The sequence below is a fragment of the Pseudomonas sp. RU47 genome (genome assembly GCF_004011755.1).
Lineage (GTDB): Bacteria > Pseudomonadota > Gammaproteobacteria > Pseudomonadales > Pseudomonadaceae > Aquipseudomonas.
The window spans coordinates 4,777,992-4,799,029 of sequence record NZ_CP022411.1 but is presented as its reverse complement, the minus strand read 5'-3'; the positions used below and the strand labels follow the sequence as shown (position 1 = coordinate 4,799,029).

General features: G+C 59.7%; 18 protein-coding genes. 10 read left to right on the top strand and 8 right to left on the bottom strand.

Going from position 1 to position 21,038, the window contains the following annotated elements; translation table 11 throughout:
* Position 1: 1 nt before the first annotated feature.
* Entirely contained in the window at positions 2-1,981 is a 1,980-nt protein-coding gene (mnmC, locus tag CCX46_RS21800) for a bifunctional tRNA (5-methylaminomethyl-2-thiouridine)(34)-methyltransferase MnmD/FAD-dependent 5-carboxymethylaminomethyl-2-thiouridine(34) oxidoreductase MnmC (protein WP_127929300.1), read from the bottom strand.
* A gap of 171 nt (positions 1,982-2,152) precedes the next feature.
* On the opposite strand from mnmC, the gene pap reads away from it, so the two are divergent.
* Both pap and CCX46_RS21790 read left to right on the top strand, forming a co-directional pair.
* Positions 2,153-3,667: a polyphosphate:AMP phosphotransferase gene (gene pap / locus CCX46_RS21795; RefSeq protein WP_127929299.1), complete on the top strand. Its 1,515-nt coding sequence runs from the start codon at positions 2,153-2,155 to the stop codon at positions 3,665-3,667.
* A gap of 103 nt (positions 3,668-3,770) precedes the next feature.
* A complete protein-coding gene (locus CCX46_RS21790) occupies positions 3,771-4,955 on the top strand; it encodes a thiolase family protein (RefSeq protein ID WP_102899990.1) in 1,185 nt (394 codons plus the stop codon).
* Between the two features lie 135 nt (positions 4,956-5,090).
* Here the strand turns inward: CCX46_RS21790 and CCX46_RS21785 are convergent, their stop codons facing one another.
* A complete protein-coding gene (locus CCX46_RS21785; RefSeq protein WP_127929298.1) occupies positions 5,091-5,285 on the bottom strand; it encodes a DUF6316 family protein in 195 nt (64 codons plus the stop codon).
* A gap of 210 nt (positions 5,286-5,495) precedes the next feature.
* Here CCX46_RS21785 and CCX46_RS21780 point away from each other — a divergent pair, with 210 nt between their 5' ends.
* Positions 5,496-6,455, top strand: a complete 960-nt coding sequence (locus CCX46_RS21780; protein WP_127929297.1) for a DMT family transporter — start codon at positions 5,496-5,498, stop codon at positions 6,453-6,455.
* Positions 6,456-6,578: 123 nt separating this feature from the next.
* Here the strand turns inward: CCX46_RS21780 and CCX46_RS21775 are convergent, their stop codons facing one another.
* Positions 6,579-7,973 (bottom strand): class II fumarate hydratase, encoded by a 1,395-nt coding sequence (locus tag CCX46_RS21775; protein ID WP_127929296.1) that lies wholly within the window; start codon positions 7,971-7,973, stop codon positions 6,579-6,581.
* 193 nt (positions 7,974-8,166) lie between these two features.
* On the opposite strand from CCX46_RS21775, the gene CCX46_RS21770 reads away from it, so the two are divergent.
* The 7 genes from CCX46_RS21770 to CCX46_RS21740 all read left to right on the top strand — a co-directional run bounded on the left by CCX46_RS21770 (position 8,167) and on the right by CCX46_RS21740 (position 15,997).
* The gene (locus CCX46_RS21770; protein ID WP_122661658.1) at positions 8,167-8,682 is read left to right on the top strand and encodes a DUF2059 domain-containing protein; all 516 of its coding nucleotides are present in this window, start codon (positions 8,167-8,169) and stop codon (positions 8,680-8,682) included.
* Positions 8,683-8,694: 12 nt separating this feature from the next.
* Entirely contained in the window at positions 8,695-8,994 is a 300-nt protein-coding gene (locus CCX46_RS21765; RefSeq protein WP_007908388.1) for a BolA family protein, read from the top strand.
* 102 nt (positions 8,995-9,096) lie between these two features.
* Complete coding sequence (gene trhO / locus CCX46_RS21760) at positions 9,097-10,038, top strand: oxygen-dependent tRNA uridine(34) hydroxylase TrhO (RefSeq protein ID WP_127929295.1); 942 nt, start codon at positions 9,097-9,099, stop codon at positions 10,036-10,038.
* A gap of 2 nt (positions 10,039-10,040) precedes the next feature.
* Positions 10,041-10,676 (top strand): DsbA family protein, encoded by a 636-nt coding sequence (locus tag CCX46_RS21755; RefSeq protein WP_127929294.1) that lies wholly within the window; start codon positions 10,041-10,043, stop codon positions 10,674-10,676.
* Entirely contained in the window at positions 10,669-12,495 is a 1,827-nt protein-coding gene (locus CCX46_RS21750) for an ABC transporter ATP-binding protein (protein ID WP_127929293.1), read from the top strand. The genes CCX46_RS21755 and CCX46_RS21750 overlap by 8 nt, the downstream gene beginning before the upstream one ends.
* Before the next feature lie 201 nt (positions 12,496-12,696).
* Entirely contained in the window at positions 12,697-15,156 is a 2,460-nt protein-coding gene (locus CCX46_RS21745) for an EAL domain-containing protein (protein WP_127929292.1), read from the top strand.
* A gap of 79 nt (positions 15,157-15,235) precedes the next feature.
* Entirely contained in the window at positions 15,236-15,997 is a 762-nt protein-coding gene (locus CCX46_RS21740; RefSeq protein WP_410479177.1) for a TenA family transcriptional regulator, read from the top strand.
* A 134-nt stretch (positions 15,998-16,131) separates the two neighbouring features.
* On the opposite strand, the gene CCX46_RS21735 is transcribed toward CCX46_RS21740, so the two are convergent.
* The 5 genes from CCX46_RS21735 to CCX46_RS21715 all read right to left on the bottom strand — a co-directional run bounded on the left by CCX46_RS21735 (position 16,132) and on the right by CCX46_RS21715 (position 20,998).
* Positions 16,132-17,058 (bottom strand): GGDEF domain-containing protein, encoded by a 927-nt coding sequence (locus tag CCX46_RS21735; RefSeq protein ID WP_127929290.1) that lies wholly within the window; start codon positions 17,056-17,058, stop codon positions 16,132-16,134.
* Between the two features lie 361 nt (positions 17,059-17,419).
* The gene (locus tag CCX46_RS21730) at positions 17,420-18,160 is read right to left on the bottom strand and encodes a YciK family oxidoreductase (protein WP_085710824.1); all 741 of its coding nucleotides are present in this window, start codon (positions 18,158-18,160) and stop codon (positions 17,420-17,422) included.
* Between the two features lie 72 nt (positions 18,161-18,232).
* A complete protein-coding gene (gene mupP, locus CCX46_RS21725) occupies positions 18,233-18,904 on the bottom strand; it encodes an N-acetylmuramic acid 6-phosphate phosphatase MupP (RefSeq protein ID WP_127929289.1) in 672 nt (223 codons plus the stop codon).
* 4 nt (positions 18,905-18,908) lie between these two features.
* Complete coding sequence (gene ubiG / locus CCX46_RS21720) at positions 18,909-19,607, bottom strand: bifunctional 2-polyprenyl-6-hydroxyphenol methylase/3-demethylubiquinol 3-O-methyltransferase UbiG (RefSeq protein WP_007908399.1); 699 nt, start codon at positions 19,605-19,607, stop codon at positions 18,909-18,911.
* A gap of 56 nt (positions 19,608-19,663) precedes the next feature.
* Positions 19,664-20,998 (bottom strand): TRZ/ATZ family hydrolase, encoded by a 1,335-nt coding sequence (locus tag CCX46_RS21715; protein ID WP_127929288.1) that lies wholly within the window; start codon positions 20,996-20,998, stop codon positions 19,664-19,666.
* Between the last annotated feature and the right edge of the window lie 40 nt (positions 20,999-21,038).

Genomic DNA, 21,038 nt, shown 5'->3' with positions numbered 1-21,038 from the left:
ACTACTTGCCACGAATCAGTTGGCGCAACACGAAACGGTTGGGATGACAGGCTTCGGCGACGCTTCTGGGCAGCGGCAGTGGTTCGTTGTCCAGCCAGGCAGCCAGCAGCTCGCCCGATAGCGGCGCGGTGATCAGTCCTCGTGAACCATGGCCGCTGTTGATGTACAGGCCGTCGAGCCATGGACAGACGATGGCCGGCACCTGACGGGCATCTTTGCTCAGCGCCGCATAAGCGTCGAGGAATGCTGCGCGATCGGCCAGCGGTCCGACAATCGGCAAATAGTCAGGGCTGGTGCAGCGAAAGGCTGCGCGGCCCTGCAGCCTTTCGACAGGCTGTTCGCTGATCTGCAGACGCGCGACGAGGTCAGTGGAAATCTCTTCGAGCATCGCCAGATTGCCGGCGTGTTCGGCGGTGGTCGGCGTCAGGTCATCGCTGTTGAAATCGAAACTGGCGCCGAGGGTGTGCTCGCCCAAACGGGCAGGCGCGACGTAGCCTTCGGCACAGACCACCGTGGCCAGCGTCTGACTTTCTGCGGTTTCGGCGAGACGCGTGATCTGCCCGCGGATGCGTTTGAGCGGTAACTCGGCACTCTCGGGGAAGCGTTTGATCTCGGCGGCTCCGGCCAGCACCACGACCGGCGCGCTGGCGAGCAGACGGTCGCCGTCCAGCGCTTGCCACTGACCATCGACCTTGCGCAATTGCAGTGCTTCGCAATGGCTGAGCAGTTGAATGTTTGGCTGCGCCGCTTGCGCCTGACACAGCGCGGGCGGATGCACCCAGCCACCTTCGGGATAGTACAAACCGCCATGGCTCACACCGACACCGGCACGCGCCTGCGCCTCGGGTTGCTCCAGCCACTGCAACAGATCTTCCGGGAAGGCTTCAGCCAATTGCGCATGACGCTCGGCTTCCTTGGCATTGAACGCCAGTTGCAGCACGCCGCAATCGTCCCAGTCGCTGCCGCGTTGCAGGGTTTCGAGCAGGCGCCGGGTGTAACCGAAACCGCTGACGATCAGTTGTGACAAGGCTGTGCCGTGGGCGGACAACTTCAGGTACAGCACACCCTGCGGATTGCCCGAGGCTTCTTGCGCCACTGCTGCATGGCGTTCGAGCAACGTGACCTGCCAGCCCCGTGCGGCCAGACTGGACGCCGTGGCACATCCGGCCAGACCGGCGCCGATCACCAACGCACGACGTTCTTCGGCAATCGGGGCAGGGCGGGCGAACCACGGCTTTTGCGCAGCAGGCGGCGACACTTGCGCTGGCCAGCCGAGAAATTCGCCACGGAGGATTTCCCACTTGTGGCCGATGCCCGGCGTGCGTTTCATTTTGAACCCGGCGGCGTTGAGCAAGCGCCGTACCCAACCGGTGCTGGTGAAGGTGCTGATGGTCGAGCCGGGTGCCGCCAGTCGCGCCAGTTCGACAAACAGTTCGGCGGTCCACATGTCGGGGTTTTTCGCCGGAGCGAAGCCGTCGAGAAACCACGCGTCGATTTGCGCATCGAGCTGCGGCAGTTGTTCCAGTGCGTCGCCGATCAACAGCGTCAGCGTGACGCGGCCGTTGGCCAGCGTGATGCGCTGAAAACCCTGATGGATCGCCACGTAGTGCGTCAGCAACTGATCAGACAGTGGCTTGAGTTCAGGCCACAAGGCCAGGGCCCGGTGCAAATCGGCTGGACTCAGCGGGTATTTTTCGACGCTGACGAAATGCAGCCGCGCTCCTGCCACGGCGTGCTGTTCGAACAGCTGCCAGGCGCAGAGAAAATTCAGCCCGGTGCCGAATCCGGTTTCGCCAATGACCAGCCGCCCGTGTGCCGGCAACGCGGCAAAGCGCTCGGCCAGACGGTTCTGTTCGAGGAACACATAACGGGTTTCCTCCAGACCTGATTTGTCGGAAAAATACACGTCATCGAACACCCGCGAACGCGGGCGTCCCTGGTCATCCCAATCGAGTTGGGCATGGGGCAGTACAGGTTTCATGGCAGGCTCGACAACGACAAGGCGGCCATTCTAGCTGATCGCGCAGGCGTTGCTTGATCCATGGCAAGGCTTGCCGCCGAGACTGGCGGACAATCCGCCACCCGCGGGAATTTCTGCGCCGCTGCTGTGCCCAATCCGCTAGTCTTGCTGAATCCTGGAAGGAGCCGTCCCATGTTTGAATCCGCTGAAATCGGTCACGCCATCGACAAAGACACCTATGAGGCGGCCGTGCCGGCATTGCGCGAAGCCTTGCTCGAAGCCCAGTTCGAATTGCAGCAGCAGAAGCGTTTCCCGGTGATCATCCTGATCAACGGCATCGAAGGCGCGGGCAAGGGCGAAACGGTCAAGTTGCTCAATGAGTGGATGGACCCGCGCCTGATCGAAGTGCGCACTTTCGATCAGCAGACCGATGAAGAGCTGGCGCGGCCACCGGCGTGGCGTTACTGGCGGATGCTCCCGGCCAAGGGGCGCATGGGGATTTTCTTCGGCAACTGGTACAGCCAGATGCTGCAGGGGCGGGTGCATGGCTTGTTCAAGGATCCGCGTCTGGATCAGGCGATTGCCGGGGCCGAACGTCTGGAAAAGATGCTCTGTGATGAAGGCGCGCTGATCTTCAAGTTCTGGTTTCACCTGTCCAAGAAGCAGATGAAGGCGCGGCTCAAGGCGCTGGCTGATGACCCCCTGCACAGTTGGCGCATCAGCCCGCTGGACTGGCAGCAATCGCAAACCTACGACAAATTCGTCAAATACGGCGAGCGTGTGCTGCGCCGTACCAGTCGCGACTACGCGCCGTGGCATGTGATCGAAGGCGCCGACGCCAATTACCGCAGCCTGGCGGTCGGCAAGATTCTCCTCGAAGGTTTGCAAAATGCGCTGAAGCGTCCGGACGTTCATCCCCACGATGTCAGCGCCGCGCCGTTGGGTACGCCGGTCGATCAGTTGAACCTGCTCGACAGCCTCGACCTGACCCAGCGCCTGGAGAAGAAAGACTACGAAGAGCAACTGATCACCGAGCAGGCGCGCCTGTCCGGGCTGATGCGCGACAAACGCATGCGCCGCCACGCGCTGATCGCGGTATTCGAAGGCAACGACGCGGCAGGCAAGGGCGGGGCGATCCGTCGAGTTGCGGCGGCGCTCGATCCACGTCAATACAACATTGTGCCGATTGCTGCGCCGACCGAAGAGGAGCGCGCGCAGCCGTACTTGTGGCGTTTCTGGCGGCACATTCCGGCGCGCGGCAAGTTCACCGTGTTCGACCGCTCCTGGTACGGCCGGGTGTTGGTCGAGCGGGTCGAAGGTTTCTGCACGCCGGCCGACTGGCTGCGCGCCTATGGCGAGATCAATGATTTCGAAGAGCAACTGGCGGACGCCGGGGTGATCGTCGTCAAGTTCTGGCTGGCCATCGACAAGGACACGCAAATGGAGCGCTTCCAGGCGCGCGAAGAGATTCCGTTCAAACGCTTCAAGATCACCGAAGACGACTGGCGCAATCGCGACAAGTGGGATGATTACCGTGCGGCCGTGGGCGATATGGTCGACCGCACCAGCTCGGAAATCTCGCCATGGACGCTGGTCGAAGCGAATGACAAGCGCTGGGCCCGGGTGAAGGTGTTGCGCACGATCAACCGCGCACTCGAAGAGGCCTTCGAGAAGTCCGACAAGCACGCGAAGAAACACAAGGACTGAGCCGATAGACACGCATACGCGGGGTGAATGATTGTCGCGGTCGTTGATGCGGTGGACTTATGCTCAAGTCCACTCTCAACTGACAACAACAATGAGGTATGCCATGCGTGAAGTGGTGATCGTCGACAGCGTGCGGACTGGCCTGGCCAAATCCTTTCGCGGCAAGTTCAACCAGACCCGTCCCGATGACATGGCGGCTCATTGCGTCAACGCCCTGCTTGAGCGCAACGATATCGACCCGGCCAGCGTCGAGGACTGCATCGTCGGTGCCGGCTCCAACGAAGGCGCGCAGGGTTACAACATCGGCCGCAATGTCGCGGTGCTCTCGCGTCTGGGCACCGGCACCGCCGGCATGACCCTCAACCGTTTCTGTTCCTCAGGTTTGCAGGCGATCGCGATTGCCGCCAACCAGATTGCCTCGGGTTGCAGCGACATCATCGTCGCCGGCGGTGTCGAGTCGATCAGCCTGACCATGAAAAGCGTCAACACCGATCACCTGATCAACCCGCTGCTCAAGCAACAGTCGCCGGGCATCTATTACACGATGGGCCAGACTGCCGAAGTGGTGGCGCGGCGTTATGGCGTCAGCCGTGAAGCGCAGGATCGTTATTCGCTGCAAAGTCAGATTCGCACCGCACAGGCGCAGGCGGCCGGGTTGTTCAACGATGAAATCGTGCCAATGGCGGTCAAGTATCGCGTCGAGGACAAAAACACTGGCGAGGTGCAGATTCTCGACGGCGTGGTCGATCGCGATGATTGCAACCGTCCGGACACCACCTATGAAAGCCTTGCTGGATTGAAACCGGTGTTTGCTGAAGACGGTTCGGTAACGGCGGGCAACTCGTCGCAACTGTCTGACGGTGCGTCGATGACCCTGGTGATGAGCCTGGAAAAAGCCCTGCAACTGGGGCTCAAACCGAAAGCGTTTTTCCGTGGTTTTACCGTGGCCGGTTGCGAGCCGGACGAGATGGGCATCGGCCCGGTGTTCTCGGTGCCGAAACTGCTCAAGGCGAAAGGTTTGCAGGTGGCGGACATTGATCTGTGGGAACTCAATGAGGCGTTCGCTTCGCAGTGCCTGTACAGCCGTGATCGGCTGGAGATCGATAACGACAAGTACAACGTCAATGGCGGGTCGATTTCGATTGGTCACCCGTTCGGCATGACCGGGTCGCGGCAGGTCGGGCATCTGGTGCGCGAGTTGCAGCGGCGTAATTTGCGTTATGGGATCGTGACGATGTGTGTGGGCGGCGGGATGGGCGCGACGGGGTTGTTTGAGGCGGTACGCTAAACCCTGACCTGTTTGGTGTCTGATCTACCGCTTTCGCGAGCAGGCTCGCTCCCACATGGGTTAAGGGTGTACCTATTTTTTATGTTCACCCCAATCCTGTGGGAGCGAGCCTGCTCGCGAAGCGATCGACCGGGTCTACCGGTTGGAATCCAATGCTTGCATCCGCGCGATGTAGGCTTTTATTTGCTGCTCAGCGATCTCATGACTGTCGAAAGGCCCTTCAAGGGTATTTTCCCGAGTACTGAAAAACAGTTCACCATTGACCCGGCACACCCGCTCGCTGCGAAAGCGCATGGCGGGGGCGTTGTCCTGCGCGCGCATTGCTAACATGATCGGTCTCCTTGGCTGATGCGCTGAAAGGGATCCAATGAGCTTATGCCTGAAGCACTTGGCGCGCCCGCTGAGCCGATCAACGGCGCCGCGTCAATTTAATGCTGCGACCTGCACAGTTTCATTCGCGTCCTGACCGCAACTGTCCCTGTGTCGCGACCAGTGGCAGGCCTAGAATGGGCGCACTTGTCAGCAGGCTTTGGGGTTCGCATGCACATTTCATCCGGTCGCTGGGTCTACGGTCTGTTCCTGGCCCTGCTGACCGCGTTTCTGTGGGGCATCCTGCCGATCAAACTCAAACAGGTATTGCTGGTGATGGACCCGGTGACGGTGACCTGGTTTCGTCTGTTGGTTTCCGGCGGCTGCCTCTTCATCTATCTGGCGGCGGTAAAACGCCTTCCCAGCCGCAAAGTGCTCGGGCCCAAGGGCGGCTGGCTGGTGCTGATGGCGGTGCTCGGGCTGGTCGGCAACTATGTGTTGTATTTGATGGGCCTCAATCTGCTCAGCCCTGGCACCGCACAACTGGTGGTGCAAATGGGCCCGATCATGCTGCTGATCGCCAGTCTGTTTGTGTTCAAGGAGCGTTTCAGCATTGGCCAGGGGATCGGGCTGGCGGTGCTGTTGATCGGTTTTGTACTGTTTTTCAATCAGCGCCTGGCCGAGCTGCTGACGTCATTGTCGGACTACACCGCAGGGGTTTTGCTGGTGCTGTTGGCGTCGACGGTGTGGACCTTTTATGCGCTGGGCCAGAAGCAATTGCTGACGGTGTGGAATTCGTTGCAGGTGATGATGGTGATCTATCTGTTCTGCGCACTGTTGCTGACACCGTGGGTGCATCCGCTCGAAGCGCTGAACCTGAGCCCGCTGCAGGGCTGGCTGCTGTTGGCGTGCTGCATGAATACCTTGATTGCCTATGGCGCGTTCGCTGAAGCGCTGGCGCATTGGGAGGCGTCGCGGGTCAGTGCGACGTTGGCGATCACGCCGTTGGTGACGTTTGGCGCGGTGGCGATTGCGGCGGGGATCTGGCCGGAATACGTGCATGCCGAGCAGATCAACGGGCTCGGGTATGGCGGGGCGGTGCTGGTGGTATTGGGGTCGGCGCTGGTGGCGTTGGGGCCTTCGTTGATTGCCGGGTTGAAGGCGCGGCGGATGAAGGTGGCCGCCAGTTAGACCGCGTCGCTCCCATTCGCGAGCAGGCTCGCTCCCACAATTGACCGCGATCCCATGTCAGGAATGCGATCGAATGTGGGAGCGAGCCTGCTCGCGAAGACGGACTTTCAGGCGCTACAAATCTTAACCCTTGGCGCCAGCCTCGATCATATTCTCCGGCCGCACCCACGCATCAAACTCTTCATCCGTCAGATAGCCCAGCGCCAACGCCGCCTCACGCAAGGTCAGCCCTTCGCTGTAAGCCTTCTTGGCAATCTCCGCTGATTTGTCATAACCAATGTGCGGATTCAACGCCGTCACCAGCATCAGCCCACGTTCCAGGTGTCGGGCCATGACTTCGGCGTCCGGCTCAAGCCCTGCGATGCAGTGCTGCTGGAAGTTGCTGCAACCGTCGGCAAGCAAGCGAATCGATTGCAGCAGGTTGTGGATGATCACCGGTTTGAACACGTTCAACTGCAAGTGACCCTGGCTGGCGGCAATGCCGATGGTCACGTCGTTGCCCAGCACCTGACAGGCGAGCATCGACAGCGCTTCGCACTGGGTCGGGTTAACCTTGCCCGGCATGATCGAGCTACCCGGCTCATTCGCCGGTAGGCGTACTTCGGCAAAACCTGCGCGTGGGCCGGAGCCGAGCAGACGCAGGTCGTTGGCGATTTTCATCAGCGCCACGGCGAGGGTTTTCAGCGCGCCAGAAAGACTGGTCAGCGGCTCGTGGCCGGCGAGGGCGGCGAACTTGTTCGGTGCGGTGACGAATGGCAGACCCGACAGCGCCGCCAGTTCGGCGGCAATCGCCTCACCAAAACCGTGCGGCGAATTCAGCCCGGTGCCGACGGCCGTGCCGCCCTGAGCCAGTTCACACACCGCCGGCAGTGCCGCACGAATAGCGCGTTCGGCGTAATCCAGCTGCGCGATAAAACCGGACAATTCCTGACCGAAGGTGATCGGCGTTGCGTCCATCATGTGCGTGCGCCCGGTTTTCACCAGTTTCATGTGCCGCGCCGCCAGTTCGGCCAAGCCGCCGGACAACTCGGCAATCGATGGCAGCAGTTGTTCCTGCACGGCTTGCGCGGTGGCGATGCTCATCGCAGTGGGGAAGCAGTCGTTGGAGCTTTGCGAGCGGTTGACGTGATCGTTCGGGTGCACCGGCGTCTTGCCGCCGCGCGGGTTGCCGGCCAGTTCGTTGGCGCGACCGGCGATGACTTCGTTGACGTTCATGTTGCTCTGGGTGCCGCTGCCGGTCTGCCAGACCACCAGCGGAAACTGGTCGTCGTGCTGGCCGTCGAGCACTTCGTCAGCGGCCTGTTCGATCAGGCGGGCGATGTCGGCAGGCAGATCACCGTTGCGATCGTTGACGCGGGCGGCGGCTTTCTTGATCAGGGCCAAGGCGTGCAGTACCGGCAGCGGCATGCGTTCCTGACCAATGGCGAAGTTGATCAGCGAGCGTTGCGTCTGAGCACCCCAGTAAGCGTCGTCCGGGACCTCGATCTGGCCCAGGCTGTCGGTTTCGATACGGCTCATCGTGCACACTCCTGTTGGTCTGTTTGCGCAGTTTAGGCCGGCTTCGGCCGTGGTGGTTCCATCGAGCCGATTGTTGACCGGTAAAACCCGGCCAATCAAGCGCGGCAAGGCTCGGGGGTTGAGCGACGAGGTTTTTTAGGCGCAGAATGGTCGCCCTTGGGGTTTTACCTCGCCTAGCTGAAAAGGAAACTCGATGACTCGTCTTCGTGCCATCTGCACCGCGGTTGCACTGGTTTGCGCCAGCGGCCAGGTGCTTGCCGATACCGCCAGCCACAACGCCAGTGCTGAAGCTTTCCTGACCCTGGCGCACGCTGACAAGCTGGGCACTCCGGTGTACATGCAAGTGCAGCAAATGTTCGCTCAGCGTTTCGAACAGACCAAAGCCCCGCAAGCCAAGAAAGCCGTCCTGGAAACCTACCAGGCCAAGGCTAACGCCGCGCTGGACCAGGCCATTGGCTGGAACAAGCTGAAGCCGGACATGGTCAAGCTCTACACCACCAACTTCAGCGAATCCGAGCTGAAAGACCTGGTCGCGTTCTACCAGTCGCCACTGGGCAAGAAAGTCCTCGAAAAAATGCCGCAGCTGACTCAGCAATCTGCCCAGATGACCCAGGCCAAACTGGAAAGCGCCGTACCTGTCGTCAACAAGCTGCTCGACGACATGACCAAAGAGCTGGCTCCTGCAGCTGCGCCGGCCAAGAAGAAGTAAGCGGAGTTCGTGATGACCATGCAACAACGCATCGAATCGACGCTGGCGCTGCTTCAGCCCGAACATCTGCAAGTGCTGGATGAAAGCCACATGCACAGTCGCGGGTTGCAGACGCACTTCAAGGCTGTGGTGGTCAGCGCGCAGTTCGACGGCCTGAACCGGGTCAAGCGCCACCAGAAAGTCTACGGCACGCTCGGCGAGCTGATGGGCGAGTTCCATGCGTTGGCGTTGCACACCTACACTCCGCAGGAATGGGCAGAGATCGGCGCCGCCCCGGCGTCACCGACCTGTGCCGGCGGCAGCAAGCATTAAGCTTCGGTTTTTTGCTAGAATCCGCAACGCGCCGCTTACCCGGCGCGTTTTTTTTTGAATCCGGTTCACCCTTTGCGAGGGTAGCCACCTGGAGAAATACCCATGACACAACCTATTGTCGTGGCGGCACTGTATAAGTTCGTCACCCTCGAAGATTACGTCAACCTGCGCGAGCCCCTGCTGCAAGCGATGGTCGACAACGAAATCAAAGGCACCCTGCTGATCGCCGAAGAAGGCATCAATGGCACGGTCTCCGGCAGCCGCGAAGGCATTGATGGCCTGCTCGCCTGGCTGAAGAGCGACCCACGCATGATCGATATCGATCACAAAGAGTCGTACTGCGACGAGCAGCCGTTCTACCGCACCAAAGTCAAACTGAAGAAAGAGATCGTCACCCTCGGTGTCGAAGGCGTCGACCCGAACAAAAAGGTCGGCACCTACGTTGATCCGCAAGACTGGAACGCGTTGATCAGCGACCCGGAAGTGCTGTTGATCGATACGCGCAACGATTACGAAGTGTCGATCGGCACTTTCGAAGGCGCCATCGATCCGAAAACCACCAGTTTTCGCGAATTCCCCGACTACATCAAAGAACACTTCGATCCGGCCGTGCACAAGAAAGTCGCGATGTTCTGCACCGGCGGCATTCGCTGCGAGAAAGCCTCGAGCTACATGCTCAGCGAAGGCTACGAAGAGGTTTACCACCTCAAGGGTGGCATCCTGAAGTACCTTGAAGAAGTGCCGCAGGAAGAAACCAAATGGCAGGGCGACTGCTTCGTGTTCGACAACCGCGTGACCGTGCGTCACGACCTCAGCGAAGGCGACTACGATCAATGTCATGCCTGCCGCACACCGGTCAGCGTTGAAGATCGCGCCTCCGAGCATTACGTCGCCGGCATCAGTTGCCCGCATTGCTGGGACAAGCTGAGCGAGAAGACCCGCCGCAGCGCCATCGATCGGCAGAAGCAGATCGAGCTGGCCAAGGCGCGCAACCAGCCGCACCCGATCGGCTACAACTACAAGCAAGCATCCACCGAGGCTTAACCATGTCTGCACGCCTGCTCTATGTGATGGACCCGATGTGTTCGTGGTGCTGGGGGTTCGCTCCGGTGGCCAAGGCATTGGTCGAGCAGGCCCAAGCAGCCGGGGTCGAGTTGCATCTGGTGGTCGGTGGTTTGCGCACCGGCAGTGGCTCGGCGCTGGAGCCGACTACGCGTCGCTACATTCTTGAACACTGGCAAGCGGTCACCGAGGCCACCGGCCAGGCGTTCAAGTTCGACGGTGCATTGCCCGATGGTTTTGTCTATGACACTGAGCCGGCCTGCCGGGCGATCGTCACTGCGCGCAGCCTGGCGCCGGATTGCGCGTGGAAACTGGTCGGGCTGATCCAGCAGGCGTTTTACGCTGAAGGTCGCGATGTCACCCAGGCCAGCGTGCTGGTCGAGTTGGCAGAAAAGGCCGGTGTGCCGCGCATCGAATTCGCGGCGTTGTTCGATCATGCCGATCAACACAAAGCGACTCAGGCCGATTTCAGTTGGGTGCAGGATCTTGGCATCGCCGGTTTTCCGACCCTGCTGGCCGAGCGCAACGGCCAAATGGCGCTGCTGACCAACGGCTATCAATCGCTCAGCGAGCTGTCGCCATTGCTCGGCCGCTGGCTGGAACGCGCGGCCTGTGTCTGATCTGGCCGATGACACGCCAGCCGTAAAGCGTGTCGACCGGCTGAGCTGGGCAGAAGTCCGGCGACTGGCACTCACACACAAAAAATCCCTGTGGATCGCTAATGGCGTGGCCGTTCTGGCGACGCTGTGCAGTGTGCCGATTCCGTTGCTGCTGCCGTTGCTGGTGGACGAAGTTCTGCTCGGCCACGGTGATTCCGCACTGAAAGTCATGAACCACATGCTGCCGGGCATGTGGCAACAAGCGGCGGGTTACATCGGCCTGATGCTGGTGGTCACCCTGACGTTGCGTTGCAGCGCCTTGTGTTTTGGCGTGTTGCAGGCACGGCTGTTTGCGCGGCTGGCCAAGGACATCGTTTACCGCATCCGTGTGCGCCTGATTGAGCGGCTCAAGCGGATTTCCCTCGGCGAATACGAAAGCCTGGGCAGCGGCACAGTGACCACGCATCTGGTCACCGATCTGGATACCCTCGACAAATTCGTCGGCGAAACCCTCAGCCGTTTTCTGGTGGCGATGCTGACACTGGTCGGTACCGCGAGCATCCTGATGTGGATGCACTGGAAACTGGCACTGCTGATTCTGCTGTTCAACCCGTTGGTGATCTACGCCACGGTGCAGTTGGGCAAGCGGGTCAAGCACCTGAAGAAACTCGAGAACGACAGTACCGCGCGCTTCACTCAGGCGCTGAGCGAAACCCTTGATGCGATTCAGGAAATCCGCGCCGGCAACCGTCAGGGCTTTTTCCTCGGGCGACTCGGCCTGCGTGCGCAGGAAGTGCGCAATTACGCAGTCAACTCGCAGTGGAAAACCGACGCTTCCAACCGCGCCAGTGGGTTGCTGTTCCAGTTCGGTATCGACATCTTCCGCGCGGCGGCGATGCTCACGGTGTTGTTCTCCGACCTGTCGATCGGCCAGATGCTCGCAGTGTTCAGTTACCTGTGGTTCATGATCGGCCCGGTCGAACAACTGCTCAACCTGCAATACGCCTACTACGCGGCGGGCGGTGCGCTGGCGCGGATCAACGAACTGTTGGCGCGCGCCGATGAGCCGCAGTATCCGGGGGGTGTCGATCCGTTCAAGGGCCGTGACACCGTCGGCATTCAGGTGCAAGGCCTGAGCTTCGGCTACGGTGATGAACTGGTGCTGGATCAACTGAATCTGTCGATTGCGCCCGGTGAGAAAGTCGCGATTGTCGGCGCCAGCGGCGGCGGTAAAAGCACCCTCGTACAGTTGCTGCTCGGGCTGTATACACCACTGTCCGGGACCATCCGTTTCGGCGGCTCGAGCCAGCAGGAGATCGGTCTGGATACGGTGCGGGAAAACGTCGCCGTGGTGCTGCAACACCCGGCGTTGTTCAACGACACCGTGCGCGCCAACCTGACCATGGGCCGCACCCGCAGTGACGAAGCCTGCTGGCAGGCGCTGGAAATCGCTCAGCTCGAAGCGACCATCCGCGCCCTGCCCAAGGGTCTGGACAGTATCGTCGGCCGCTCCGGCGTACGCCTTTCCGGCGGTCAGCGGCAACGTCTGGCCATTGCGCGGATGATCCTCGCCGAGCCGAAAGTCGTCATCCTCGACGAAGCCACCTCGGCCCTCGACGCCGCCACCGAGTACAACCTCCATCAGGCCATGGCGCGCTTCCTCAATGGCCGCACCACGCTGATCATCGCTCACCGACTGTCAGCGGTGAAGCAGGCTGATCGCGTGCTGGTGTTCGACGGTGGCCAGGTCGCCGAAGACGGCGATCATCAGCAGTTGATTGCCGATGGCGGCCTGTACGCCAAGCTCTACGGTCATCTGCAACAGATCCAGCGCCCTTGAGTTTCGTGCGGGTTTCTGTGCTTAGTGCTTGAATTGCATTGAGTAAAATCACCTCAAGCGCTTCAACAGGCCAGCCATTTGCGCAATCGACCTAGAGGACGGCAGAGCTGTCCCTTTGTTATGTCGAAAATTAGCCTAGGCTGAGCTGTCAGGAGCGGGATTTTCCGGTGTTCATCTGGCAGTGCTTGCGCAAGGGATCTCATGAAGCAAAAGCGGACTCTCGGAACGCCACGGTTGTTGGGCATCGTCTGGCCATTTATTGCCGTCGTGTTGTTTCAAGCGTTACTGGGAGGCGTGAGTCTCTACGTGCTATCAGCCGTTCGCGGTTACGTCGCCGGCGAAAGCCTTTGGTCCAAAGGCCAGAAAGACGCGATCTACTACCTCAATCTGTACGCCGACAGCCGTGACGAAGTCATTTACCACAAGTATCAAAACGCAATCAGTGTGCCGCAGGGTGGGCATGAATTGCGTCTGGCGCTTGATCGGCAACCGCCCGATCTGCAAGCCGCACGTGAGGGTATCCTCAAGGGCGGAAACCATCCGGACGATGTCTCAAGCCTGATCTGGCTGTATCTGAATTTTCGCCATTTCAGCTACCTGGAAACCGCCATCGACCGCTGGACAGTGGGTGATGCCTATCTGGTACAACTCGATGACGTGGCCCGGGAGATGCACCAGCGCATCTTTGACAACGAGGCCACACTCGGTGATATCCAACGCTGGAAAGGTGAGATTCTCGCCATCAACGAGGGCGTGACGCCCGCGGCCAAGGCTTTCAGTGATGCGCTTGGCGAGGGGTCGCGGATGATTCTGCGACTCCTGTTGTTCACCAATATTGCTACTGCACTGGGTTTGATCCTGTTGGCGCTGTTGCGTACACACAAACTGCTCAAGCAGCGCCACGCTTTTGCCGAGGCGCTGCAACTGGAGAAGGATCGGGCGCACGTCACGTTGCATTCGATCGGTGATGGCGTCATCACCACCGATGTCAGCGGCGCCATCGATTACATGAACCCTGCCGCTGAAGCCATGACCCACTGGAAAGCTGAACAAGCCGCCGGCCTGCCGCTGGCTGCGCTGTTCAATCTGCTCGACGACAACGCTCAGGCTGAAGGCGTGACGCTGATCGAGCACATTCTCAGCGGCAAACTCAGTGGCGGCAGCGAGCATTCGAAACTGATCCAGCGCCTGGATGGCACGACATTGTCGGTGACGCTGGTCGGTGCGCCGATCCGCAATGCCGGCAAGGTCAGCGGCACGGTGCTGGTATTGCACGACATGACTCAGGAGCGGCAATACATCGCCAATCTGTCGTGGCAGGCGACCCATGATGCGCTGACCGGGCTGGCCAACCGCCGCGAGTTCGAATACCGGCTGGAGCAGGCACTGCACAACCTCACGCGCCATTCCGGGCGCCATGCGTTGATGTTCCTCGATCTCGATCAATTCAAACTGGTCAATGACACTTGTGGTCACGCTGCGGGCGATGAGCTGTTGCGGCATATTTGCACACTGCTGCAATCGGGACTGCGTGAGGGCGATACGCTGGCGCGGCTCGGCGGTGATGAGTTCGGCATTCTGCTGGAGAACTGCGCACCGGAGGCGGCGGAGAAAATTGCCGACGCACTGCGCCAGACCGTACAGAATCTGCATTTTGTCTGGAAAGGGCGGCCATTCCTGACCACGGTAAGCATCGGCCTTGTGCATATAGCGCAGACACCGACCACGCTCGAGGCCTCGCTGCGCGCTGCCGACATGGCCTGCTACATGGCCAAGGAAAAGGGCCGCAACCGCGTCCAGGTTTACCACGCCGACGATTCCGAACTGTCGCTGCGCTTTGGTGAAATGGCTTGGGTGCAACGTCTGCACATGGCGCTGGAAGAAGACCGCTTTTGTCTGTACGCCCAGGAAATCGCGCCACTCAAGCCAAGTGACAGCAAGGGCGGGCACATCGAAATTCTGTTGCGTCTGCACGATGAAGCCGGGCGAATGATTCTGCCTGACAGTTTCATTCCCGCGGCTGAACGTTATGGGCTGATGAGTCAGTTGGATCGTTGGGTAGTTCAGAACGTATTCAAGGTTATTGCTCAATGTATTGCGCAAGAACATGAAGGTCCTTTAGCAATGTGTGCGATTAATCTGTCAGGCATTACTATAGGAGATGACGCGTTTTTGCACTTTCTGTGCGAGCAGTTTGTTAACTACGCAATACCGCCTGAAATGATTTGTTTTGAAATTACAGAAACCAGTGCAATTGCAAATCTCGGCAGTGCAATAAGATTTATTAATGAACTCAAAGGCTTAGGTTGCTACTTTTCGTTAGATGATTTTTGCGCCGGAATGTCTTCATTCGCTTATCTGAAACATTTGCCTGTAGACTTCCTGAAGATCGACGGGAGTTTCGTAAAGGATATGCTGGACGACCCGATTAACCGCGCAATGGTCGAAGTGATCAATCACATCGGGCATGTCATGGGTAAGCAGACAATTGCCGAGTTTGTTGAAACAACCCAGATCGAGCAGGCATTGCTTGAAATCGGTGTGGATTACGCTCAAGGGTATGTTATAGAACGCCCACAGTTGTTTACCTGTGACAGTTTGCAAAGTCGGCCCGCCAGACCGCAACCGCTGTTATTCAAAGCGCCTGGCACGTTCCGTTGAAGTCTCTCGCCGATCCTTACAATCACAAATCAAAAGGAGCCGAACAGTGATCGACACATTCAACCGAACCGGACCACTCATGGAAGCTGCAAGTTATCCAGCCTGGGCACAACAGCTCATTCAGGACTGCAGCGAGAGCAAGCGCCGGGTTGTCGAACATGAACTTTATCTGCGCATGCGTGATAACAAGCTCAGCGCCAGAACCATGCGTCAGTACCTGATCGGGGGCTGGCCGGTGGTTGAGCAATTCGCGTTGTACATGGCGCAGAATCTCACCAAAACCAGGTTTGCCCGTCACCCGGGCGAAGACATGGCGCGGCGCTGGCTGATGCGCAATATCCGCGTTGAACTCAATCACGCCGATTACTGGGTGCATTGGAGTCGCGCCCATGGCGTCAGTCTGGAAGACCTTCAGGCCCAGCATGTGCCGCCTGAGTTGCATGCCTTGAGTCATTGGTGCTGGCACACCAGTTCAGCCGATTCACTGATTGTGGCCATCGCGGCCACTAACTATGCCATCGAAGGCGCGACCGGGGAGTGGTCGGCGCTGGTCTGCTCCACCGGCGTGTATGCCGCAGCGTTTCCCGAAGAAGATCGCAAGCGGGCGATGAAGTGGTTGAAGATGCATGCCCAGTATGACGATGCCCATCCGTGGGAGGCGCTGGAAATCATCTGCACCCTGGCCGGGATGAACCCGAGCAAGGCCTTGCAGGCTGAGTTGCGACAAGCAATCTGCAAGAGCTACGACTACATGTATCTGTTTCTGGAGCGCTGCATGCAACTGGAGACGTCGGAGCGCTTGTTGGTCAACCGAGAGCGCAGGGCGGTAGTCGAGAGCTGATTTCGGGCTACATGAAACTAATGTGGGAGCGAGCCTGCTCGCGAAAGCGGTCCGTCAGTCAACTCATGGTTGAATGTCAGATTGCATTCGCGAGCAGGCTCGCTCCCACACTGTTTTGTGTTGGTTGGAAGGACTTAGCCGGCCATCGCCAGCCGGTTGCGACCTTCACGCTTGGCCACATACAACGCACTGTCGGCGCGGCGCAGCAAGCTGTCGGCTGATTCGCCGGGCAACAACGTCGAACATCCCAGGCTCACAGTCAATTCGATCAACTGCCCATCCGCATAGTATTCGGCCGCCTGAGTTGCATAGCGCAGCCGTTCGCCGACCATGGCCGCAGCTTCGCGGCTGGTGTTGGACAGCAGAATCAAAAACTCTTCCCCGCCATAACGAAACACCATATCGACATTACGCAGCTGTGCCTTGATCGTCGCGGCGATGGCTTTAAGCACATGATCGCCGGCGCTGTGGCCATGGCTGTCGTTGACTCGTTTGAAGTGGTCGATATCGAGCATCAGCACCGAGAGCGGCTGCACATGCCGACGCGACATGTCGATCTCGCGCTGCAAGGTCTGCTCCATGGCGATGCGGTTACCGGCGCCGGTCAACGGATCACGCAGGGCGCTCTGCGTGGCGGCGCGGTAGAGCAGGGCATTGCGCATCGGGTACAGCAGCGACGACAACAGCGATTCGAGGTTGCCCTGATCCAGTTCGTTGAAGCGCTGATTGCGACGGAACACCAGTTCGCCCATGTGCTCGCCTTCGTGGCTCAGGGTATAGCTGATCGAGTGGTGTCCGCGAGTACCGAACTCCAGGCGCAAATCACTGCCCTGGTGCACATAACTGAGCGCGTCCAGCGGCACGAGGCGCTGAACTTCGCGGAAAAACAGACCGAGGATGCGTTGCGGTTCGAGGCTGGTTTGCAGTTGCAGGCTCATTTGCTGGCGCAGTTGCGCCAGGCTGGCCGGTCGCTCCAGAAGGGGCGGCAGTTGACCAAAGCCCAGGCGTTGCAATTTGGCACTGTCAAAGTCAATTGCATTGGTCTGGGAGGGTGATTTCATATGGCGTGAACCCTTAGCAGTAAGTCCGTCTTACAGGCTGGGTGAGAGCGGCTATGGGCTGCGCGTCATACTGATCCATCAGTCCCGTAGGACGTTTGGCGTAAGTTTAGTCTGCCGGATGACGATTAGTAAGCTATCGAAATCGGCTTCGCCCCATTGCCTTCACGCGGCTTGCTTTGAGAAAACTTAGAGCGAAAGTCGTGCCATTCGGTTCGGTTTTATTTAAACCGTTTTGAATCAATGGGTTGGCTAGTGGTTAGGGATGGGTACGCTGGAAAATTGACTGAAATATGACAGTCATCAGCGGCAAATGCATGCCGCGACAGGAATCTGCCGCGGCAACAAATGCGACGTATGGCAGTTATTGCGCGTTGAACGCCTGGCCATTGATGCCGGTACTGTCCGGACCCATCAGGTACAGGTAGACCGGCATGATCTCCTCCGGTGTCGGATTGTTCAGCGGGTTTTCCCCCGGATACGCCTGAGCACGCATGCTGGTGCGCGTACCGCCGGGGTTGATGCTGTTCGAGCGTACTGGCGCCACACCGTCGACTTCATCGGCCAGGGTTTGCATCAAACCTTCAGTGGCGAATTTCGATACGCCATATGCACCCCAATAAGCTCGGCCTTTTCGACCGACGCTGCTGGAAGTGAACACCACCGACGCATCCTGCGACAGCTTGAGCAGCGGCAGCAGAGTGCTGGTCAGCATGAACATGGCGTTGACGTTGACCTGCATGACGCGCATGAAGTTTTCGCCGGACAATTGCTCGATCGGTGTGCGAGGACCGATGATCGAAGCGTTGTGCAGCAAACCGTCGAGGTGGCCGAATTCGCTCTCGATCATCGCGGCCAGCTCATCGTACTGATGGGGCAGGGCGGTTTCGAGGTTGAACGGAATGACCGCCGGTTGCGGATGGCCCGCCGCCTCGATTTCGTCATAGACCTGCGTCAGATTCGCTTCGGTCTTGCCCAGCAGCAATACGGTGGCGCCATGAGCGGCGTAGGTTTTCGCCGCAGCCGCACCAATGCCACGACCGGCACCGGTGACCAGAATGACCCGATCCTTGAGCAATTCGGGACGAGCGGAATAATCAAACATAAAAACCTCATCAAGTCAGATCGTTCCCACGCTCTGCGTGGGAATGCAACCAATGACGCTCTGCGTCAGGTCTCAGCAACTGCAAAGCGCGCTATCGAGCACCTTGCGCAGCTCCGACGGATGATCCACCACCACATCCGCACCCCAATGCCGCGGGTTGTCGTCCGGGTGGATATAGCCAAACGTCACCGCCGCGGTTTTCGTACCGGCATCGCGGCCGGATTCGATATCGCGCAGATCATCGCCCACAAACAGCACCGTCGCCGGATCCAGATCAAGCATCTTGCACGCAAGGATCAACGGCTCCGGATCCGGTTTGCTGTTCTTCACATGATCCGGGCAGATCAGCAGTGCCGAACGCTCGGCCAGCCCCAATTGCTGCATGATCGGCTCGGCAAAGCGCAGCGGCTTGTTGGTGACCACGCCCCAGATCAGATTGGCCTTCTCGATGTCGGCGAGCAGTTCGCCCATGCCATCGAACAGCTTGCTGTGTACCGCGCAGCCGACCAGATAGCGCTCGAGGAATTCCAGGCGCAGCTCCTCGAAGCCTGGCGACTCCGGGTCCATCGAGAACGTCACTGCGACCATGGCTTTGGCGCCGCCGGAGATCTCGTCGCGGATGTGCTTGTCGTTCATCGGCGGCAAGCCGCGATCCGCGCGCATCGCCTGGCAGATGGCGATGAAGTCCGGCGCCGTGTCGAGCAGGGTGCCGTCCATGTCGAAGAGAACTGCTCTGATGGCCATCGGCTTACTCCTCGCGCAGGGTCTGGATCATGTAGTTGACGTCAACGTCGTTGGCCAGCTTGTAGTGCTTGGTCAGCGGGTTGTACGTCAGGCCGATGATGTCCTTGACGGTCAGGCCGGCCATGCGGCTCCAGGCACCGAGCTCGGACGGGCGGATGAATTTCTTGAAGTCATGGGTGCCGCGCGGCAGCAGCTTCATGATGTATTCAGCGCCGATGATGGCGAACAGGTACGCCTTCGGGTTGCGGTTGATGGTCGAGAAGAACACCTGGCCGCCAGGCTTGACCATGCGGAAGCAGGCGCGGATGACCGAGGATGGATCCGGTACGTGCTCGAGCATTTCCAGGCAAGTCACCACGTCGAACTGCTCAGGCATTTCTTCGGCCAGCGCTTCGGCGGTGATCTGGCGGTATTCGACGCTGACGCCGGATTCCAGCTGATGCAGTTGCGCGACCGCCAGCGGCGCTTCGCCCATGTCGATGCCCATCACGGTGGCGCCGCGCTGGGCCATGGCTTCGCTGAGAATGCCGCCGCCGCAACCGACGTCGAGGACTTTCTTGCCGGCCAGATTGACCCGCTCGTCGATCCAGTTGACCCGCAGCGGGTTGATGTCGTGCAGCGGTTTGAATTCGCTTTCACGATCCCACCAGCGATGGGCCAGGGCTTCGAATTTGGCGATTTCGGCGTGATCGACGTTGCTCATGTTGAATCCTCTAAAACTTGAAAAAGGCTGTAGCCCCGGCATTTGCGCCGGGGTGTTTACGATTCGGTGTGGCCGCTGATGCGCTGGCCCCAGGCCCGGGCGGTGGCGCCGAGTTGTTCTTCATCCAGCCGCGTCAGGCGGCGGTCGTCAAGCAGCTGCTTGCCGGCGACCCACAGGTGTTTCACGCAATCGCGACCGGTGGCATAGATAAGCTGCGAAACCGGGTCATACACCGGTTGCTGGGCCAGGCCGGACAGGTCGAAAGCGACAATGTCGGCGGCTTTGCCGATTTCCAGTGAGCCAACCTGCGCTTCGATGCCCAGTGCGCGCGCGCCATTCAGTGTGGCCATGCGCAGCGCCCGATGGGCATCCAGCGCGGTGGCCGAACCGGCAACGGCTTTGGCCAGCAGCGCAGCGGTACGGGTTTCGCCGAGCAGATCCAGATCGTTATTGCTGGCGGCGCCATCGGTGCCGAGCGCGACATTCACCCCAGCCTGCCACAAGCGCTCGACCGGGCAGAAACCGCTGGCCAGCTTGAGGTTGGATTCCGGGCAATGGATCACGCTGGTGTTGCTTTCTACCAGCAACGCCAGGTCGTCATCGCTGATCTGGGTCATGTGCACAGCCTGGAAACGCGGGCCGAGCAGGCCGAGACGACCAAGTCGAGCGAGCGGACGTTCGCCGCGTTGCTCCAGTGCTTGCTGGACTTCGAACGCCGTTTCGTGGACATGCATGTGGATCGCTGCGTCCAGCTCCTCGGCAATCACGCGGATTTTCTCGAGATTCTCGTCGCCGACGGTGTACGGTGCATGAGGGCCGAAAGTGATCTTGATGCGGTCGTGATGCTTCAGGTCGCCGAACAGCTCTACACCCTGACGAATGGCTTCATCGGCGCTCGCGGCGCCGGGAATCGGAAAGTCGAGGATCGGAATCGCGATCTGCGCGCGAATGCCGCTGTTGTGCACGCGCTCGCTGGCGACTTTCGGGAAGAAATACATGTCCGAAAAACAGGTGATGCCACCCTTGATCTGCTCAGCGATGGCCAGATCGGTGCCATCACGGACAAAATCTTCGCTGACCCATTTCGCTTCGGCCGGCCAGATGTGGTTTTCCAGCCAGGTCATCAGCGGCAGATCGTCGGCCAGGCCACGGAACAGCGTCATCGCCGCGTGGCCGTGGGCATTGATCAGGCCGGGGGCGAGCAGCACATCCGGCAGTTCGCGAACTTCAGTGGCGTTACACTTCAATGCTTCGGCGCGCGGGCCGATAAACACGATGCGACCGTCGCGGATGCCCAGGCCGTGCTCTTTGAGCACAACGCCTGCAGGTTCGACGGGTACCAGCCAGGTCGGCAGCAATAATAAGTCGAGCGCAATGGCAGGTTTCGGCATCGAGGGTCGGTTCCAGTGCTTTTGTAAAGGATGGCGAAGT

Bases quoted from the DNA above. Each gene is read 5' to 3' on its own strand.
- pap (WP_127929299.1), top strand. From the start codon at position 2,153: ATGTTTGAATCCGCTGAAATCGGTCACGCCATCGACAAAGACACCTAT.
- mnmC (WP_127929300.1), bottom strand. From the start codon at position 1,981: ATGAAACCTGTACTGCCCCATGCCCAACTCGATTGGGATGACCAGGGA.
- trhO (WP_127929295.1), top strand. From the start codon at position 9,097: ATGACACAACCTATTGTCGTGGCGGCACTGTATAAGTTCGTCACCCTC.
- CCX46_RS21715 (WP_127929288.1), bottom strand. From the start codon at position 20,998: ATGCCGAAACCTGCCATTGCGCTCGACTTATTATTGCTGCCGACCTGG.
- CCX46_RS21790 (WP_102899990.1), top strand. From the start codon at position 3,771: ATGCGTGAAGTGGTGATCGTCGACAGCGTGCGGACTGGCCTGGCCAAA.
- CCX46_RS21780 (WP_127929297.1), top strand. From the start codon at position 5,496: ATGCACATTTCATCCGGTCGCTGGGTCTACGGTCTGTTCCTGGCCCTG.
- mupP (WP_127929289.1), bottom strand. From the start codon at position 18,904: ATGGCCATCAGAGCAGTTCTCTTCGACATGGACGGCACCCTGCTCGAC.
- CCX46_RS21740 (WP_410479177.1), top strand. From the start codon at position 15,236: ATGGAAGCTGCAAGTTATCCAGCCTGGGCACAACAGCTCATTCAGGAC.
- CCX46_RS21770 (WP_122661658.1), top strand. From the start codon at position 8,167: ATGACTCGTCTTCGTGCCATCTGCACCGCGGTTGCACTGGTTTGCGCC.
- CCX46_RS21735 (WP_127929290.1), bottom strand. From the start codon at position 17,058: ATGAAATCACCCTCCCAGACCAATGCAATTGACTTTGACAGTGCCAAA.
- CCX46_RS21775 (WP_127929296.1), bottom strand. From the start codon at position 7,973: ATGAGCCGTATCGAAACCGACAGCCTGGGCCAGATCGAGGTCCCGGAC.
- ubiG (WP_007908399.1), bottom strand. From the start codon at position 19,607: ATGAGCAACGTCGATCACGCCGAAATCGCCAAATTCGAAGCCCTGGCC.
- CCX46_RS21765 (WP_007908388.1), top strand. From the start codon at position 8,695: ATGACCATGCAACAACGCATCGAATCGACGCTGGCGCTGCTTCAGCCC.
- CCX46_RS21755 (WP_127929294.1), top strand. From the start codon at position 10,041: ATGTCTGCACGCCTGCTCTATGTGATGGACCCGATGTGTTCGTGGTGC.
- CCX46_RS21745 (WP_127929292.1), top strand. From the start codon at position 12,697: ATGAAGCAAAAGCGGACTCTCGGAACGCCACGGTTGTTGGGCATCGTC.
- CCX46_RS21730 (WP_085710824.1), bottom strand. From the start codon at position 18,160: ATGTTTGATTATTCCGCTCGTCCCGAATTGCTCAAGGATCGGGTCATT.
- CCX46_RS21785 (WP_127929298.1), bottom strand. From the start codon at position 5,285: ATGTTAGCAATGCGCGCGCAGGACAACGCCCCCGCCATGCGCTTTCGC.